Here is an 18,001-nt window from a genome sequence, read left to right on the forward strand (position 1 = left end):
TTTTTCTCATTAGGTTGACTATGTCATACAAAGCAGAACACGAGCGCTCCATTAAAGACCCTGACGGCTTTTGGGGTGAGCAAGCCAAACTGATTCATTGGGAAAAACCTTTTGATCATGTTCTGAGCTACGACAAGCCACCATTTGCAAAATGGTTTGAAGGAGGCTTAACCAATCTTTGTTACAACGCAGTCGATCGTCATCTCCAAGATCGTCCTGATCAGATTGCTCTAGTTGCTGTTTCAACTGAAACCAATCAAGAAAAAACTTACACATTTAAAGAGCTCTATGAAGAAGTGAATCGGATGGCTGCGATTTATAAGGCCAACGGTATCGGCAAGGGTGATCGTGTTCTGATTTATATGCCCATGATTGCTGAGGCCAGCTTTGCCATTTTGGCTTGCGCTCGGATTGGTGCAATTCATTCAGTGGTATTTGGCGGGTTTGCTTCACACAGCCTAGCTTCTCGGATCGATGATGCTAAACCAAAATTGATTGTGACTGCTGAAGCAGGCGCACGTGGGGGCAAAGCAGTTCCTTATAAGCCTTTGCTCGATGAGGCAATTTCTCTAGCAACTTATAAGCCAGAAAAAGTCTTGATTGTGAATCGCGGTTTAACTGAGTTCGCCACTGTTGCTGGACGTGATTTAGATTACGCGACTGAACGTCAAAAGCATCTCAATGAACTTGTGCCGATAGAGTGGGTTGATGCTACGCATACCTCGTACATCTTGTATACCTCTGGTACAACAGGCAAACCCAAAGGAGTGCAGCGTGACACTGGGGGGTATGCGGTAGCGTTGGCTGCTTCCATGAAACATATCTTTTGCGGCAATCCTGGCGAAACAATGTTTACTACCTCCGATATCGGCTGGGTAGTAGGTCATAGCTACATCATCTATGGCCCTTTGCTTAACGGTATGGCAACCATCATGTATGAAGGCACGCCGTTACGTCCGGATGCGGGTATTTGGTGGGAACTTGTTGAGAAATACAAAGTGTCAGTGATGTTCTCTGCGCCAACAGCTGTACGCGTATTGAAGAAGCAAGATCCCGCTTTCTTAACCAAATATGATTTGTCCAGTCTGCGTGCCTTGTTCTTGGCTGGTGAGCCTTTGGATGAGCCAACGGCAACATGGATTCATGGTGCAATCAATAAACCCATTGTCGATAATTACTGGCAAACAGAAACTGGTTGGCCAATGCTCGCTATTCAACGCGGTGTGGAGGTCATGCCGCATAAATTTGGCTCTCCAGGCGTGCCATCGTTCGGCTACAACATGAAGTTGCTTGATGATGCGACCTCTGCTGAGTTGGGCCCAAATCAAAAGGGTGTGATTGCAATCGAAGGCCCGTTGCCACCTGGCTGTATGCAAACTGTTTGGGGTGATGACAAACGTTACATCAGTGCTTATTGGGAGACCATTCCAGGTAAGCTAATCTACTCAACCTTTGACTGGGGCATTAAGGATGAAGATGGTTACTTCTTTATCTTGGGCCGTACCGATGACGTGATTAACGTGGCCGGGCATCGCTTAGGCACTCGCGAGATTGAAGAAAGTATTTCCAGTCACCCAAATGTTTCGGAGGTGGCAGTTGTTGGTATTGAAGACAAGCTGAAAGGGCAAGCAGCAATTGCCTTTGTCATTCCAAAAGATTCATCCAATTTCAGCACCCTAGAGGCGGAGTGCATGAAAACCGTCGATGGTCAGTTGGGCGCGATTGCGCGCCCTGGTCGCGTGTATGTGGTCAATGCCTTGCCGAAGACCCGCTCAGGCAAGATCGTGCGTCGAGCCCTGCAAGCTGTTGCGGAGGGGCGTGACCCGGGCGATATTAGCACCATGGAAGATCAAGCTGTTTTGGCGCAAATTAAGGGGATTATTGAGCAAAATCCAAGTAAATCTTAAGAAAAGCCCCCCTTTAGCTTGATAGTGTAGGAGGCATATCACCCGCTAGGCCTCTAGCGTTAGGGATCGAGGGTTTTGAATGGCAAAAATGGTATCATTTGGGCATTCGAAACTTATTAATTACCCTAGCGCTTAAAGACACTCACCTCCCGCACAAACAGTCCTGGGTTGGTCTTTTTGGGGTTGTTGAGCGTCGGATGGAGCAGGGACTGGAGATGGTTTGTCACCCTTGCTTCCTTCTTTTCCCCCAGCTGTCTTGGCTTTAGCCGACGGCACTCTTTTCCCTGGTTTTAGTATTGGTGCCGCTGGTCATACCAGTGGTGAAGTGGTTTTCAATACCGCACTGACCGGCTATCAAGAAATCATTACCGATCCAAGTTATTCGCGTCAAATTGTGACCTTGACCTATCCACACATAGGAAACGTCGGTGTCAATACGCAAGATGCTGAATCCGACCAAATTCATGCGGCAGGTTTGGTGGTGAAAGACCTCTCTAGACGCGTTTCCAACTTCCGCTCAGAAAGCAGTCTAGATAACTATCTGACTAATGCTGGTGTTCTCGGTATTGCTGGCATTGATACGCGCAAGCTCACCCGCATCCTGCGTGACAAAGGCGCTCAATCAGGCGCCATCGTGGCAGGTAAGATAGGTGATGATGTACAAGCCCTTGGAAAACAGGCTCTTGAGCTAGCAAAAGCATTTCCTGGAATGGCTGGCCTTGATCTTGCTAAGGTGGTTACCACTAAAACTGCGTACCCATGGCGCGAAGCCGAATGGGAATTGCATGGCGCGGATGGCAAACCTGCCTACAAGACTGTAGATCAAAGCAAGCCGCTTAAAAAAGTGGTGGCCTATGACTTTGGTGTGAAGCGCAATATTTTGCGCATGCTTGCAGAACGTGGTTGTGAGTTAACAGTAGTGCCTGCACAAACCTCGGCAGCCGAAGTGTTGGCGATGAACCCCGATGGCGTGTTCCTCTCAAATGGTCCTGGCGATCCTGGTCCTTGTGATTACGCAATTGCTGCCGCTAAAGAAATAATTGAAAAGGGTGTTCCTACCTTTGGAATTTGCCTGGGACATCAAATCATGGGCTTGGCCGCTGGCGCTAAAACCTTGAAGATGAAGTTTGGCCATCATGGTGCCAATCACCCTGTCAAGGATTTGGATACTGGGCGCGTCGCCATTACCTCGCAAAATCATGGTTTTGCAGTGGACGCCAACACCTTGCCGAGTAATGTACGTGTGACTCACGTTTCCTTATTTGATGGATCTTTGCAAGGTCTTGCTTGGACAGACAAGCCGGCTTTGTGTTTTCAAGGGCATCCTGAAGCATCACCAGGACCGCATGATATTGCCTATTTATTTGATCGTTTTGTGGCGCTGATGAATGCTACTAAGAAGGAGGGCAAATAATGCCTAAGCGTAGCGACATTAAGAGTATTTTAATTATCGGTGCCGGTCCGATTGTGATCGGACAAGCTTGTGAATTTGACTACTCAGGTGCGCAGGCTTGCAAAGCCTTGCGTGATGAAGGTTACAAAGTCATCTTGGTTAATAGTAATCCGGCAACCATCATGACTGACCCAGAGATGGCCGATGTTACTTATATCGAGCCAATTACATGGGAAGTAGTAGAGCGCATCATTGCCGTTGAAAAACCAGATGCAATACTGCCAACGATGGGCGGTCAAACTGCGTTGAACTGTGCTCTAGATTTGCATCGTCATGGTGTACTTAAAAAATATGGTTGCGAGCTCATTGGCGCTTCACCAGAAGCAATCGATAAAGCAGAAGATCGCCAGAAATTTAAAGATGCCATGACCAAGATTGGTCTAGGTTCTGCAAAATCAGGCATTGCGCATTCGATGGACGAGGCGCACGAGGTGCAACAACGCATCCAGAAAGAGGCTGGTAGCTCCGGTTTTCCAGTAGTGATTCGTCCATCATTCACTATGGGTGGATCAGGCGGCGGCATTGCTTATAACCGCGAAGAATTTGAAGAGATCTGCAAGCGTGGTCTCGATTTATCTCCGACCCGCGAACTGTTGATTGAAGAGTCTTTGTTGGGTTGGAAAGAGTTCGAGATGGAAGTGGTGCGTGACCGCGCAGATAACTGCATTATCGTTTGCTCGATTGAAAACTTAGATCCAATGGGCGTGCACACCGGCGACTCGATTACAGTAGCCCCAGCACAAACTTTGACTGACAAAGAATATCAATTGATGCGCAATGCCTCGATTGCAGTCTTGCGTGAAATTGGTGTAGATACAGGCGGTTCGAACGTGCAGTTTTCGATTAATCCGGTGGATGGTCGCATGATCGTGATTGAGATGAACCCTCGGGTTTCACGCTCATCTGCCTTGGCATCCAAGGCTACTGGTTTTCCAATTGCAAAGATCGCAGCTAAATTAGCAGTGGGTTATACCCTGGATGAATTAAAGAACGACATTACGGGCGGAGCAACTCCGGCGTCATTTGAGCCTTCAATCGATTATGTGGTTACGAAGATTCCGCGTTTTGCTTTTGAGAAATTTCCACAAGCAGATTCACGTTTGACTACGCAAATGAAATCCGTTGGTGAAGTAATGGCGATTGGCCGTACTTTCCAAGAATCTTTCCAAAAAGCCTTACGTGGCCTGGAAGTTGGCGTGGATGGTTTGGATGAAGTTTCTACCGACCTAGATGACATCATTGCTGAAATCAATGAGCCTGGCCCAGATCGTATTTGGTATCTTGCGGATGCATTCCGTATGGGTATGGGCTTGGATGAGATTTATAGCGAAACCAAAGTAGATCCATGGTTCCTAGAACAAATCGAAGAACTCATCACCATCGAAACTGAATTAAAGCAACGCAAGATCGATAGTCTCTCAGCTCCTGAATTGCGCTTTATTAAGCAAAAGGGTTTTTCAGATCGTCGCCTGGCAAGGCTATTGGGCGTAGATGCTTCCTCGGTACGTGCTGCACGCCATCGCTTAAAAGTGGTACCAGTCTATAAACGGGTGGATACCTGCGCAGCTGAATTCTCAACGAACACCGCTTATTTGTATTCCACCTATGAAGCTGAGCATGGTGAGTGCGAATCAGAGCCAACGAATCGTGACAAGATCATGGTCCTTGGCGGTGGTCCTAACCGTATTGGTCAAGGTATTGAGTTTGACTATTGCTGCGTTCATGCTGCTTTGGCAATGCGCGATGATGGTTATGAAACCATTATGGTGAACTGCAACCCTGAAACAGTCTCAACTGATTACGATACCTCCGATCGCTTGTATTTTGAGCCATTGACCTTGGAAGATGTCTTAGAGATTGTTGCTAAAGAAAAGCCAAAAGGCGTGATCGTGCAATACGGTGGACAGACTCCATTGAAGTTGGCTTTGGATCTCGAGGCAAATGGTGTGCCAATTATTGGTACATCACCAGACATGATTGATGCAGCAGAAGATCGCGAGCGCTTTCAAAAGTTACTGCATGAATTAAATCTGCGTCAGCCGCCAAATCGAACCGCTCGCGCAGAAGATGAAGCTCTCAAGCTTGCTGATGAAATTGGCTATCCATTGGTGGTGCGTCCTTCCTATGTATTAGGTGGCCGTGCTATGGAAATCGTCCATGATGGACGCGATCTTGAGCGGTATATGCGTGAAGCTGTCAAGGTTTCTCATGACTCACCAGTGCTGCTCGATCGTTTTTTAAATGATGCAATTGAGTGTGATGTGGATTGCATTAGCGATGGTGAGGAAGTGTTCATCGGTGGGGTAATGGAGCATATTGAGCAGGCCGGGGTTCACTCTGGCGATTCAGCATGTTCATTGCCGCCATACTCACTCTCAGATGAAACGGTTGCAGAGATCAAGCGTCAAACTACCGCCATGGCCAAAGGCCTTAATGTTGTTGGCTTGATGAACGTACAGTTTGCTATTCAAAATGTTGATGGCAAAGATGTTATCTATGTACTTGAGGTGAACCCACGTGCTTCACGTACAGTGCCATTTGTTTCTAAAGCCACTGGTTTGCAATTGGCGAAGATCGCTGCACGTTGTATGGTTGGGCAAACTCTTAAGCAGCAGGGTATTCAGGCTGAAGTGAAGCCTGCTTACTTCTCAGTTAAAGAAGCCGTTTTCCCCTTCAATAAATTCCCAGGGATTGATCCGATTCTTGGGCCAGAAATGCGTTCTACTGGTGAAGTCATGGGTGTTGGGAAAACCTTTGGTGAGGCACTCTTTAAATCTCAATTGGGCGCTGGTATCAAGTTACCTGAGAGTGGTACTGTTTTATTAACAGTAAAAGATAGCGATAAGCCAAAGGCAGTTGAAGTGGCCAAGTTATTACACCAATTGGGCTTCCCTATCGTTGCGACTAAGGGTACTGCCGCGGCCATTGAGGCTGCTGGTTTGCCAGTGCGTGTTGTCAACAAGGTAAAAGATGGTCGTCCGCATATTGTTGATCTCATCAAGAATGGCGAGATCTCTTTGGTCTTTACTACCGTAGATGAAACCCGTACTGCCATTGCTGATTCTCGCTCTATTCGTACCAGCGCTCAGGCGCAGGGTGTGACTTACTACACCACGATTAGTGCAGCCAGGGCTGTAATGGATGGCTTATTGGCTTCGCAAAATGGTAACAAGCAGTTGCTGGAAGTTTATTCAATACAAAACTTACATCGGTCGCTTAATTAATCTAAAATTAACTTTTACACGCAATTTCTAAAAAGATTTGCATATTTAAGTTAGGTTAGTTGCATGAGCACAATTCCGATTACTAAGCGCGGTGCAGAACTTCTGAAAGAAGAGCTGCACCGCCTCAAGCACGTTGAGCGTCCAGCCGTCATTTTGGCTATTGCAGAAGCTCGTGCACAAGGCGATCTCTCTGAGAATGCTGAATATGATGCTGCTAAAGAAAAGCAAGGCTTTATCGAAGGTCGTATTCAGGAGTTAGAGGGTAAGTTATCTGCCGCGCAAATTATTGATCCCGCTGCTTTGGATGTGAGCGGTCGGATTGTGTTTGGCGCTACAGTGGATTTGGAAGACCTGGAAGATGGTACTAAATTGACCTACCAGATTGTTGGTGATGATGAGGCTGATATTGCTAGTAGCAAAATCTCCATTAGCTCTCCAATTGCACGCGCATTGATTAGTAAAGAAGAGGGTGACGTAGTGGTTGTTCAGGCTCCCGCCGGTAGTCGTGAAGTTGAAATCTTAGCAGTGCGTTATATCTAATTTCTGGATGAGCAAACTACTGCAAACTGACAATCTACAACGGGTTTTTACCTTGGTCTCCGGTTTATGGATTGGGGCTTTGATTGCGGTTGGGTTTTTAGTAACCCCAGTCATATTTTCAACTTTGGGTGATCGTCAGGTTGCCGGTGTTGTTGCTGGCCACATTTTCAAGGTGCTAGCTATTGGCAGCGTGAGTCTGAGTGTGATCTTAATGATTTTGGCTAATCTTCTAGTGAGTCGTGGACTAAATGCATTTCGCCTGACTCGCTGGGCATTGCTGGTGATGTTGGCTTGCGCGTTTGCGGAGGCCTACATCATTATTCCCTGGATGGATTCATTGCGCGATGAAGCGATTGGTATTGGAATGTCCGTCATAGAATCTGCATGGGCTGATCTCTTCACTCGTTTGCACAAAATCTCGAGCATCTTATTTATTGCACAAAGCATCTTAGGGCTTTTCTTGATTTGGCGTTCCACTAAACCTCAATCCCAATAAGCAGTCGAGAATAGAAAATAAAAAACGCCGATCAACGGCGTTTTTGTTTTAGAGTACATTCGTTTTATGAGCCAAGAGACTTCTTCTTGGTGCTGCTCATACGTACCTTACGTTTTTTGATTGGGGCAGGAGCGGCCACTGCTTTGCGATAGCCTGGTGAGGACCAGCCAATTTTGGATTCAGCGGCATCTGCACGCAATGTCCGCTTCTTAGGAGCAGTAGCCTTCACAGCAGCAGCTCTCTCAAAGGGGGATTTATTTGAAGCTGAGCGGCGATCTGAACGCTCTGATGAGCTAGTACGTACACCCGCTTTAGGGGCTGCACGATTTGGTTGACGCTTAGTGCGAGGCGCTTGCAAGGTCTTCTTAGATTGCTTGCTAGATCTGCCTAAATTAAGGAGGGCGGCATCAACAACATCTTTTGGTCTCCAGAGCACCAGTAATTTGCCAATATGCTGAACTGGTGCCGCATCTAGCTTGTCGCAGAGCTCTTCATAGATGGCAATGCGAGCTTCACGGTCATCGCCAAAAACGCGAACCTTGATGAGTCCATGGTGTCCAATGGCAGATTTAGCTTCTTTAATTACTGCTGGAGTGAGGCCGTCGCCACCAACCATGACAACCGGATCTAGATCATGCGCTTCGCCTTTGAGGGCTTTGCGCTGGGCAGGGGTAATAGTAAGTGCAGTCATGGTCTCGATGATAGAGCATTAAAAGCCTTAAATAAGACAGCAATCGCCAATTTAGGCTGTTTTAGGTCGATTCTTTTTGCCTAAAGGCGCAGAAACAAGGAAAATAGACCTCGAAAGTGGGTAAGTGTTGTGGCAAAGAATAAATTCAATAAAAGTTGGTTGCAGGATCATCTGCAAGATCCTTACGTCAAGATGGCTCAAAAAGAGGGCTATCGTGCGAGAGCGGTTTACAAGCTGAGCGAGATCGATGAGCAAGAGCATTTGATCAAGGCGGGCATGACGGTGGTTGACTTGGGGAGCGCTCCAGGTAGCTGGTGTCAGTACGCTCGCAATCGCCTAACTGAGCTTGGTAAAGGCAATCCCAAAATAGAATCCGGTAAACCCGATGGCATCATCATTGCAATCGATATTTTGCCGATGGAAGATATTGCAGATGTGAGCTTTATCCAAGGTGATTTCCGGGAAGATGAAGGTTTGCGGGCTCTTGAGGCTCTGTTGCCTCGGGATGCTGATGGGAAGGTAGATCTAGTCCTTTCTGATATGGCTCCAAACCTTTCCGGAGTAGGCGTAGCGGATGCTGCCCGTATGGCTTTCTTGGCAGAAATTGCGCTGGATTTTGCATTGGCCCATCTAAAGCCCGAGGGTGCTTTGTTGATCAAATGTTTCAATGGCAGCGGCTATAGCCAAATTGTGGAGTCTTTTAAGAAGGTCTTTAGGAATGTCACCTCTAAAAAGCCTAAGGCCTCTAGAGCGCGTTCATCAGAAATTTTTCTCTTGGGACGGAACTTGAAACCCCTTAAAAACACTCAATAACCCCCCAATTACAAGGGTTTATTAAATATATATGCCATTAGGCCTTGAAAAAGCCTAGTAGTAGAATCAAATACTTAGCTATAGATAAGCTTTTACTCCCGGATTAATCCGGCAAAGGTCTCGGTTTGAACAGCAATATGTTCCAAAAAATTGGTGTGTGGCTCATTGTGGGCCTGGTGCTCTTTACGGTTTTTAAGCAGTTTGATAAGCCGAAGGATCAGAATCAGGTCACGTATTCTCAATTCATGGATGATGCCAAAGCCGGCAAAGTCAAGCGAGTAGACGTGCAAGGCCGCACATTACAAGTTACACCCGCTGATGGTGCTAAGTACTCCATCATTTCTCCAGGTGATATTTGGATGGTAGGGGACTTGATGAAGTATGGAGTTCAGGTAACCGGAAAGGCAGAGGATGAGCCTAATATGTTGGTTTCTGCTCTGTACTACCTTGGACCTACTTTATTAATTATTGGTTTCTGGTTCTTCATGATGCGTCAGATGCAGGGTGGCGGCAAAGGCGGCGCATTCTCTTTTGGTAAATCTAAAGCACGTCTGATTGATGAGAACAGCAACACCGTAACATTTGCAGATGTTGCTGGTTGCGATGAGGCAAAAGAAGAAGTCTCTGAACTGGTTGACTTCTTAAAAGACCCTCAAAAGTTTCAGAAGCTTGGCGGACGCATTCCGCATGGCGTTTTACTAGTGGGTCCGCCAGGTACTGGTAAGACCTTGTTGGCGCGCGCGATTGCTGGTGAAGCTAAGGTACCTTTCTTCTCTATTTCTGGTTCAGACTTTGTCGAGATGTTCGTGGGTGTTGGTGCATCGCGTGTGCGCGATATGTTTGAGAACGCCAAGAAAAACTCCCCTTGTATTATTTTTATTGACGAGATTGATGCGGTCGGTCGTCATCGTGGCGCAGGTATGGGCGGCGGTAATGATGAGCGTGAGCAAACACTCAATCAGATGCTCGTTGAGATGGATGGTTTTGAAAGTAATAGCGGTGTGATTGTGGTTGCCGCTACCAACCGTTCAGATGTCCTGGATAAGGCTTTATTGCGCCCAGGTCGCTTTGACCGTCAAGTACATGTTGGTTTGCCAGACATTCGTGGTCGCGAGCAAATTTTGCAAGTGCACATGCGTAAGGTTCCAATCAGCCCTGACGTGGATGCGGCGGTATTGGCTCGTGGCACTCCAGGTTTCTCCGGTGCGGACTTGGCTAATCTAGTGAATGAATCTGCTTTGTTTGCTGCCCGTCGCAATAAGCGCGCGGTTGACATGAAAGATTTTGAAGACGCTAAAGACAAGATTTACATGGGTCCAGAGCGCAAATCGGCTGTGATGCGCGAAGAGGAGCGCCGCAATACGGCTTATCACGAGTCTGGTCACGCAGTGGTTGCCAAGGTTTTACCAAAGGCAGATCCAGTGCATAAAGTAACGATCATGCCTCGCGGTATGGCGCTGGGTGTTACTTGGCAATTGCCTGAGTTTGATCGTGTCAATCTGTACAAAGATCGCATGTTGGAGGAGTTAGCTATTTTGTTTGGTGGCCGAGCTGCCGAAGAGGTCTTCTTGCACTCCATGAGCACTGGTGCATCTAATGATTTTGAGCGTGCTACCAAAATGGCGCGCGATATGGTGACTCGCTACGGTATGAGTGATAGCTTAGGAACAATGGTTTATGTTGATACCGAATCGGAAAGTATCTTTGGTCGCAATAGTACCAAGACTGTTTCTGAATTGACTCAACAAAAAGTTGACGCAGAGATCCGTTCTTTGATTGATAGTCAGTATGCATTGGCTAAATCGATTCTTGAGCAAAATCGCGATAAGGTTGAGGCCATGGTTGTGGCCTTAATGGAGTGGGAAACCATTGATGCTGATCAGATCAATGACATTATGGAAGGTCGCCCACCGCGCGCACCATTACCACCAGCTGCAACGACTTTCGGTAATTCTGCGGGTGGTGCGCCAGATGCAGCACCTGGTAATGCTCCCGCTACTGCTTAAGTGCTGATGAGTAAAGATCTCTCGCCCGCGACATGGTGTTGCGGGCGTTTTCTTTTTGACTTTGAGAAACAAACCAAGCCTTTGGTGATGGGCATTCTCAATGCTACCCCTGATTCTTTCTCAGATGGTGGTCAGTTCAGAACACCACAAGATGCTATTGCTCAAGCTGCCCTGATGATAGAAAACGAGGTGGACATCATCGACATTGGTGGCGAATCTACTCGTCCTGGTGCCCAGCCCGTTTCCTTGCAAGAAGAACTCGATCGCGTACTCCCAGTAATAGAGGCTCTTAAAGATTGTGGTGTGGCTTTATCGATTGATACTTATAAAGCTGAGACGATGCGTCAAGCCTTGCTTGCAGGAGTGGATTGCGTCAATGATATTTGGGCGCTTAGGCAAGAGGGTGCATTGGAGGCTGTTTCTGAAAATCTAAATTGTGGTGTGATCCTCATGCATATGCAGCGCGACCCACTTACGATGCAATTTAATCCTGAGTATCAAGATGTGGTGTCTGAGGTTGCAGCATTTCTAAGTGAGCGTGCAGAACAATTGGTGACAACCGGGATTGATGCAAATCGTATTGCGATTGATCCAGGTTTTGGTTTTGGTAAAAGCTTGGAGCACAACTTAGCTATGCTGGCGCAGTTTGAGGCGTTCTCCAATTTGGGCTATCCCCCCTTGGCAGGTATTTCTCGAAAATCGATGTTGGGTAAAGTCACTGGTCGCCAGACCAATGAACGCATTCCTACGAGTATTGCTGCAGCTGTTTTGGCTGCAGATCGTGGGGCTAAGATAGTGCGGGTGCATGATGTTCCCCAAACCGTCGACGCCTTAAAGCTCTGGGAAGCGATCCAGTAATAGTCAGTTTTATAATCAAATCCATGAAAAAACAATACTTTGGTACTGACGGCATTCGCGGCGAAGTGGGGCAATTTCCGATTGTTCCTGAGTTCATCATGCGCCTTGGCTATGCCGCTGGAAAAGTATTGAGCAAAGATGCTAAACCCGGTCAACGTAGCAAAGTATTGATTGGTAAAGATACCCGTGTTTCGGGCTACTTGCTAGAGGCTGCACTAGAGGCCGGATTTGCTGCTGCGGGTATGGATGTGATGTTGTGCGGTCCAATGCCAACCCCTGGAGTGGCCTACCTAACTAAAGCATTACGTCTATCTGCTGGTGTAGTCATTTCGGCTTCGCATAATCCTTATCAAGATAACGGGATTAAATTTTTCTCAGCTAAAGGCGATAAATTATCTGATGCTCTTGAGCTTGCCATTGAGAAAGAGTTAAACAAACCCATGGGTTGTGTTAACTCAGAAGAATTGGGTAAGGCTTTTCGTTTGGATGATGCCGCCGGTCGTTATATTGAGTTTTGTAAATCTACCTTTCCTGGGGACTTGAATCTCAAGGGATTGAAATTGGTGGTTGATTGCGCCAATGGCGCCGCATATCACACAGCCCCACATGTATTTCATGAGCTTGGCGCTGAAGTGATCTCGATTGGTATTAGCCCAGATGGCCGCAATATTAATGATGGCTTTGGCGCTACTGCACCTGCAGCTTTGATTGCCAAGGTAAAAGAGGTAGGTGCTGATTTGGGTATTGCGTTAGATGGTGACGCCGATCGACTGCAAATGGTAGATGCCTCCGGCAGACTCTTTAATGGCGATGAATTGCTCTATGTGCTTGCGAAAGATCGTCTTGAGCGCGGTTTTGAGCTGGGTGGGGTGGTTGGAACCTTAATGACCAATTTAGCCGTTGAGAATGCAATCAAAGCCTTGGGAATCGGTTTTGAGCGCGCTAATGTGGGCGATCGCTACGTTCTTGAGTTGCTCAAGCAAAAGAACTGGCTGATTGGTGGAGAAGGATCTGGTCACTTACTTTGCTTAGATCAGCATTCCACTGGAGATGGCACGATTGCTGCCTTGCAGGTGCTGGCCGCCATGAGTCAGCAAAAGAAGACTTTAGTCGAACTCCTAGATTCAGTCAGTCTCTTCCCTCAGGTCCTCTTGAACGTCAAATTCAAGTCGGGATATGACTGGAAGGGTGACCAAGCCCTTATTCAACAGATTGCTCGAGTGGAGGCAGACCTCAAAGGTAGGGGTAGGGTCTTAATACGCGCTTCTGGAACAGAGCCTGTTTTGCGGGTTATGGTGGAGACAGCCGATGGCGATATCGCTATGAGTGCTGCCAAAAGTATTGCTCATTTAGTACCCACTTTATAAAACCTAAGTATTTGTATTTAAAGGTTTATTTTCCATAAACCAGATGTTGTCATAAAAGGGTCACACACCATACGTATCGTCTCGGTATCGCATTCTTTTGTTACACCTTTAAGGACTACACCATGAAACTTGTTTTCAAAAAAGCCCTAGTTGCGGGTGCAGTTGCAGTAGCCATGAGCACCTCTGCATTTGCTGCTGAGATGACTGGCGCAGGCTCTTCCTTCATCTATCCAGTTTTAGCCAAATGGGCTGAGGCATATAAGGCAAAAACAGGCAACAGTTTGAACTACCAATCGATTGGTTCTGGTGGTGGTATTAAACAAATCAAAGCCAAGACAGTCGACTTCGGTGCAACCGATGCCCCAATGAGTTTCGGAGAGCTTGAGGCGGGTGGCATGGTTCAGTTCCCTGCCATTATCGGCGGCGTAGTTCCTGTAGTAAATATTGAAGGTATCAAGCCAGGCCAATTGAAATTGTCTAGCGATGTTCTCTCGGATATTTTCTTGGGCACAATTACCAACTGGAACGACAAGCGTATTGCGTTGTTGAACCCAGGTTTGACAATTCCTGCTGGCGATATCACAGTGGTAAGTCGTGCGGATGGTTCAGGAACTACTGCAATCTTTACAAATTACCTCACTAAAGTAAATGCTGGCTGGAAAGAAAAAGTCGGTTTTGGTGCAGCGGTGAAATGGCCTGCAGCATCTACAGTTAGCGGCAAGGGTAATGAAGGTGTTGCGGCTAACGTTTCTCGGATTAAGAACTCAATCGGTTACGTTGAATTTGCTTATGCCAAGAAAAACAACATGAGCGTGACTCAGATGAGAAACGCCGCTGACAAGTTTGTTTCTCCAAATGCCGCATCTTTCGCTGCCGCTTCTGCCGGTACAGATTGGTCTAAGTTCCCAGGTATGGAAACTTTCATCACTAATGCCCCCGGTGCTGGTGCTTGGCCAATCACTGGCGCAACTTTTGTAGTGCTGTACAAAAAGCCAGAGAACAAAAACTCAGCAGCTGAAGTGTTGAAGTTCTTTGACTATGGATTTACCAATGGTAAGCAAATGGCTGCAGATTTGGACTATGTGCCGATGCCAGATGCAACTACCAACTTCATTCGTAAGAATGTTTGGTCACAAGTTCAGGTTAAGTAATTCTTAGATAAATCGCAGCAGGCCCCAATACACATTGGGGCCATTTTGCTTAACAGATACCTTTAAAGACATAATGGAATCTTCTTTTTCAGCGGGTTTGCCCTCGGCTAAGGCAGTCAAAATTGCCCGAATTCAACGAATCCAGGACTTCTTGTTCCATAGGACAACGCAGTTTTTTTCTTTGACTGTATTGTTTGCTTTGATGGGAATCATCATTTCCTTATTTATCAATGCATGGCCCGCTTTAAGTGAGTTTGGCATTGGATTTTTCTTTAGCGATGAGTGGGATATTATCGGCGGCCAGTTTGGCGGCTTGATTGCCATTTACGGTACATTAGTTTCATCCTTGGTTGCTTTATTGATTGCTGTGCCTCTGAGTTTTGGTATTGCAGTTTTCTTGACAGAAATCTGCCATTCCAGCCTAAAGCGTCCTTTGGGGATTGCAATTGAACTCTTGGCTGCGGTGCCATCGATCATTTATGGCATGTTCGGCTTATTTATTTTTGCGCCAATTTTTGGTGACTATATTGAGCCGGCGCTGCAAGCTACCTTAGGTAAGATTCCACTGATTGGTATTCTGTTTTCTGGCCCAACGAATGGTATTGGTATGTTGTGTGCCGGTTTGATTTTGGCAATGATGATTCTGCCTTTCATTGCCTCTGTGATGCGCGATGTATTTGAAATCGTGCCACCGGTATTAAAAGAATCCGCTTATGGCATTGGTTGCACCACTTGGGAGGTAGTCCGTAGAATCGTTCTACCCTATACCAAAGCAGGTGTGATCGGCGGTGTGATGTTGGGACTGGGCAGGGCGCTCGGGGAAACCATGGCCGTGACCTTTGTAATTGGTAATGCAAGACGAATCTCTCCCTCACTATTTGCTCCTGGCAGCTCCATTGCTTCTACCTTGGCCAACCAATTCGGAGAGGCTGAAGCGGGCTTGCATTTCTCTTCATTATTCGCCCTTGGTTTAGCTCTGTTCTTTATTACCTTCGTGGTGTTAGCGCTAGCTAAATGGATGTTGATTCGCATGGAGAAAAGCCAAGGATTGAAATCATGAGTCAAGCAATCAATATCGATAAAGCAGTATTTGCGCGTCGCAAGCGCGCCAATAAAATTGGTTTAGCTCTTTCCATGTTCGCCATGGTATTGGGCATGGTCTTTTTAATCTGGATTCTGGCAGTGCTGTTTATTAAAGGTTTTTCTGCGATTAACCTGAATTTATTTACGCAGAGTACTCCAGCGCCTGGATCTGAGGGCGGTGGCCTGGCCAATGCCATTGTTGGCAGCTTAATGCTAATTGTGAGCTGTACCCTTATTAGCACCCCCGTGGGAGTGTTGGCTGGTCTGTATTTATCGGAGTACGGTGATCGCAGTAAGGTTGCATCGGTTACTCGTTTCGTAACTGACATTATGTTATCGGCCCCATCTATTGTGATTGGCTTGTTTGTTTACGCTTTAGTGGTCGCTCAAGTAAAACACTTCTCGGGCTGGGCTGGCACGATTGCCTTGGCCTTAATTGCAGTCCCAGTGGTAGTTCGCACCACTGAAAATATGTTGCGACTAGTGCCGGGCAGTTTGCGCGAAGCTGCTTATGCTCTCGGTGCACCTAAGTGGAAAGTGGCCTTCATGATCACCTTGCGCGCTGCACAAAGCGGCATCATGACCGGTATATTGCTGGCTTTGGCACGCGTTAGTGGCGAAACTGCACCATTACTCTTTACTGCTTTAAGCAATCAATTCTTCTCTACGAATATGAATGCACCGATGGCTAATTTGCCGGTGGTGATATTCCAATTTGCAATGAGCCCCTACGATAACTGGGTCAGTCTTGCATGGGGTGGCTCACTCCTAATTACTTTTGCTGTTTTAGGGCTCAACATCTTGGCGCGAGTGGTCTTTCGTGAGAAGGTGCAGGGATGAGTAATATGAAAACTAATTTTGATTTAAATCAGATCGACCGTCTTGGGGGTAGTGTGAACGTGGAAAATAATCAGCAACCACAATCAGAAATTCGTAATGCATTAGAAGTGCGTGATTTGAATTTCTTTTATGGCTCCTTTCAGGGTCTAAAGAACATTAATTTAAATATTGAGGAAGGCAAGGTAACTGCCTTTATTGGACCCTCGGGTTGCGGTAAATCTACTTTGCTCAGAACACTCAATCGTATGTATGACCTGTATCCAGGTCAGCGCGCTGAAGGCGAAATCAACTTCTATGGTCAAAATATCCTAGAGCAGGGTCAAGACCTCAATTTATTGCGCTCCCGAATTGGGATGGTTTTCCAGAAGCCAACTCCATTCCCAATGTCTATTTATGAAAACATTGCATTTGGTGTGCGCTTATATGAAAAGCTTTCTCGCTCAGAGATGGATGAGCGCGTAGAGTGGGCCTTGAATAAAGCGGCTCTTTGGACTGAGGCCAAAGACAAGTTGAACCAAAGTGGTTTATCGCTCTCAGGTGGCCAGCAACAGCGTCTTTGTATTGCTCGTGGTGTAGCGGTCAAGCCATCAGTGATTTTGCTCGATGAGCCGACTTCTGCATTGGATCCAATTTCAACTGGAAAAATCGAAGAGCTTATTAATGAGCTCAAGCATGAGTACACGATTGCCATCGTTACTCATAATATGCAGCAGGCTGCGCGCGTATCCGATTACACTGCCTATATGTACTTGGGCAGCTTGATTGAGTACGGCAAAACAGATGAAATTTTCATCAAGCCTCAGCGCAAAGAAACAGAAGACTATATTACCGGCCGCTTCGGTTAATTGGAGACAGTAATGCCAGATAAACACCTATCATCCCAATTTGACGCTGACTTAAACGCCTTGTCTAGCCGCTTGTTAGAAATGGGCGGCTTGGTAGAGTCGCAAATAGCAACCGCTATGCGTGCCTTTACGCAGATGGATATAGATACTTGCAACATCGTGATTGAGAACGAGAAGCTAGTAAACGATATGGAAATCCAAATCGACATGCTCTGCACTGAAGTGATTGCACGTCGCCAACCTGTTTCTCGTGATTTACGTTTAGTAATGGCGGTATCCAAAGCCATTACCAATCTTGAGCGCGCAGGCGATGAGGCTGAGCGCGTTGCTAAACGCACTAAGCGCTTGATTGAAGCTGGTGCAATTAATAACATCAACGTTGCAGAGATTCGTTTATCGGGTCAAATGGCCATTTCTTTATTGCGCAGAAGCTTGGATGCTTTTGCACGCCTAGATACCATTGCAGCAGCAGAAGTGGTTGAAGAAGACCGCCAAATTGATGAAGAATTCCGCGGTTTTGTACGCAAACTGATTACTTATATGTCAGAAGATCCGCATTTGATTTCTATTGGCTTAGACATGTTGACAATAGCAAAGGCAATTGAGCGTATTGGTGACCATGCTAAAAATATTGCTGAGTTCGTGATCTATATTGTTAAGGGTTCTGATGTGCGTCATATTCCGCATGCGGATTTGGTGCGCGAAGCCAATAAGATTTAACTGATTA

The 18,001-nt window shown here is 46.6% G+C and carries 15 protein-coding genes; 14 read left to right on the plus strand and 1 reads right to left on the minus strand.

The annotated features are described in order from the left end of the window. Positions 1 to 20 precede the first annotated feature (20 nt). The 5 genes from M2125_RS02500 (at position 21) to M2125_RS02520 (ending at position 7,620) form a co-directional block, all read left to right on the plus strand. Positions 21 to 1,907 (plus strand): propionate--CoA ligase, encoded by a 1,887-nt coding sequence (locus tag M2125_RS02500; protein WP_076023069.1) that lies wholly within the window; start codon positions 21 to 23, stop codon positions 1,905 to 1,907. A gap of 229 nt (positions 1,908 to 2,136) precedes the next feature. Further along, the gene (carA, locus tag M2125_RS02505) at positions 2,137 to 3,321 is read left to right on the plus strand and encodes a glutamine-hydrolyzing carbamoyl-phosphate synthase small subunit (protein ID WP_280741769.1); all 1,185 of its coding nucleotides are present in this window, start codon (positions 2,137 to 2,139) and stop codon (positions 3,319 to 3,321) included. Beyond that, positions 3,321 to 6,584, plus strand: a complete 3,264-nt coding sequence (gene carB / locus M2125_RS02510) for a carbamoyl-phosphate synthase large subunit (protein WP_076023070.1) — start codon at positions 3,321 to 3,323, stop codon at positions 6,582 to 6,584. The genes carA and carB overlap by 1 nt, the downstream gene beginning before the upstream one ends. A 63-nt stretch (positions 6,585 to 6,647) precedes the next feature. Then, a complete protein-coding gene (gene greA / locus M2125_RS02515) occupies positions 6,648 to 7,124 on the plus strand; it encodes a transcription elongation factor GreA (RefSeq protein WP_076023071.1) in 477 nt (158 codons plus the stop codon). Positions 7,125 to 7,131: 7 nt separating this feature from the next. Further along, positions 7,132 to 7,620, plus strand: a complete 489-nt coding sequence (locus M2125_RS02520; protein WP_076023072.1) for a DUF4149 domain-containing protein — start codon at positions 7,132 to 7,134, stop codon at positions 7,618 to 7,620. Between the two features lie 64 nt (positions 7,621 to 7,684). Here the strand turns inward: M2125_RS02520 and M2125_RS02525 are convergent, their stop codons facing one another. After that, positions 7,685 to 8,311, minus strand: a complete 627-nt coding sequence (locus M2125_RS02525) for a YhbY family RNA-binding protein (protein ID WP_076023073.1) — start codon at positions 8,309 to 8,311, stop codon at positions 7,685 to 7,687. A gap of 129 nt (positions 8,312 to 8,440) precedes the next feature. Here M2125_RS02525 and M2125_RS02530 point away from each other — a divergent pair, with 129 nt between their 5' ends. From M2125_RS02530 to phoU, 9 genes are all read left to right on the plus strand, one after another. Next, a complete protein-coding gene (locus tag M2125_RS02530) occupies positions 8,441 to 9,124 on the plus strand; it encodes an RlmE family RNA methyltransferase (protein WP_076023074.1) in 684 nt (227 codons plus the stop codon). Positions 9,125 to 9,249: 125 nt separating this feature from the next. Next, on the plus strand, positions 9,250 to 11,130 hold the full coding sequence (gene ftsH, locus M2125_RS02535) for an ATP-dependent zinc metalloprotease FtsH (RefSeq protein WP_076023075.1): 1,881 nt from the start codon (positions 9,250 to 9,252) through the stop codon (positions 11,128 to 11,130). Between the two features lie 6 nt (positions 11,131 to 11,136). Then, positions 11,137 to 11,988: a dihydropteroate synthase gene (folP, locus tag M2125_RS02540; RefSeq protein WP_076023180.1), complete on the plus strand. Its 852-nt coding sequence runs from the start codon at positions 11,137 to 11,139 to the stop codon at positions 11,986 to 11,988. 23 nt (positions 11,989 to 12,011) lie between these two features. Continuing rightward, on the plus strand, positions 12,012 to 13,355 hold the full coding sequence (gene glmM, locus M2125_RS02545) for a phosphoglucosamine mutase (RefSeq protein WP_280742430.1): 1,344 nt from the start codon (positions 12,012 to 12,014) through the stop codon (positions 13,353 to 13,355). Positions 13,356 to 13,477: 122 nt separating this feature from the next. After that, on the plus strand, positions 13,478 to 14,506 hold the full coding sequence (pstS, locus tag M2125_RS02550; RefSeq protein WP_076023077.1) for a phosphate ABC transporter substrate-binding protein PstS: 1,029 nt from the start codon (positions 13,478 to 13,480) through the stop codon (positions 14,504 to 14,506). A gap of 73 nt (positions 14,507 to 14,579) precedes the next feature. Continuing rightward, the gene (gene pstC / locus M2125_RS02555) at positions 14,580 to 15,566 is read left to right on the plus strand and encodes a phosphate ABC transporter permease subunit PstC (RefSeq protein WP_076023078.1); all 987 of its coding nucleotides are present in this window, start codon (positions 14,580 to 14,582) and stop codon (positions 15,564 to 15,566) included. Next, complete coding sequence (gene pstA, locus M2125_RS02560; RefSeq protein ID WP_076023079.1) at positions 15,563 to 16,429, plus strand: phosphate ABC transporter permease PstA; 867 nt, start codon at positions 15,563 to 15,565, stop codon at positions 16,427 to 16,429. The genes pstC and pstA overlap by 4 nt, the downstream gene beginning before the upstream one ends. Before the next feature lie 5 nt (positions 16,430 to 16,434). After that, on the plus strand, positions 16,435 to 17,274 hold the full coding sequence (gene pstB / locus M2125_RS02565) for a phosphate ABC transporter ATP-binding protein PstB (protein ID WP_198929265.1): 840 nt from the start codon (positions 16,435 to 16,437) through the stop codon (positions 17,272 to 17,274). Between the two features lie 12 nt (positions 17,275 to 17,286). Then, positions 17,287 to 17,994, plus strand: a complete 708-nt coding sequence (phoU, locus tag M2125_RS02570) for a phosphate signaling complex protein PhoU (RefSeq protein WP_076023080.1) — start codon at positions 17,287 to 17,289, stop codon at positions 17,992 to 17,994. Positions 17,995 to 18,001 lie beyond the last annotated feature (7 nt).

Source organism: Polynucleobacter sphagniphilus, from assembly GCF_029892205.1.
Taxonomy (GTDB): Bacteria; Pseudomonadota; Gammaproteobacteria; order Burkholderiales; family Burkholderiaceae; genus Polynucleobacter; species Polynucleobacter sphagniphilus.

Bases quoted from the DNA above. Each gene is read 5' to 3' on its own strand.
- carB (WP_076023070.1), top strand. From the start codon at position 3,321: ATGCCTAAGCGTAGCGACATTAAGAGTATTTTAATTATCGGTGCCGGT.
- M2125_RS02520 (WP_076023072.1), top strand. From the start codon at position 7,132: ATGAGCAAACTACTGCAAACTGACAATCTACAACGGGTTTTTACCTTG.
- glmM (WP_280742430.1), top strand. From the start codon at position 12,012: ATGAAAAAACAATACTTTGGTACTGACGGCATTCGCGGCGAAGTGGGG.
- pstA (WP_076023079.1), top strand. From the start codon at position 15,563: ATGAGTCAAGCAATCAATATCGATAAAGCAGTATTTGCGCGTCGCAAG.
- greA (WP_076023071.1), top strand. From the start codon at position 6,648: ATGAGCACAATTCCGATTACTAAGCGCGGTGCAGAACTTCTGAAAGAA.
- pstB (WP_198929265.1), top strand. From the start codon at position 16,435: ATGAAAACTAATTTTGATTTAAATCAGATCGACCGTCTTGGGGGTAGT.
- pstS (WP_076023077.1), top strand. From the start codon at position 13,478: ATGAAACTTGTTTTCAAAAAAGCCCTAGTTGCGGGTGCAGTTGCAGTA.
- pstC (WP_076023078.1), top strand. From the start codon at position 14,580: ATGGAATCTTCTTTTTCAGCGGGTTTGCCCTCGGCTAAGGCAGTCAAA.
- M2125_RS02500 (WP_076023069.1), top strand. From the start codon at position 21: ATGTCATACAAAGCAGAACACGAGCGCTCCATTAAAGACCCTGACGGC.
- folP (WP_076023180.1), top strand. From the start codon at position 11,137: ATGAGTAAAGATCTCTCGCCCGCGACATGGTGTTGCGGGCGTTTTCTT.
- phoU (WP_076023080.1), top strand. From the start codon at position 17,287: ATGCCAGATAAACACCTATCATCCCAATTTGACGCTGACTTAAACGCC.
- M2125_RS02525 (WP_076023073.1), bottom strand. From the start codon at position 8,311: ATGACTGCACTTACTATTACCCCTGCCCAGCGCAAAGCCCTCAAAGGC.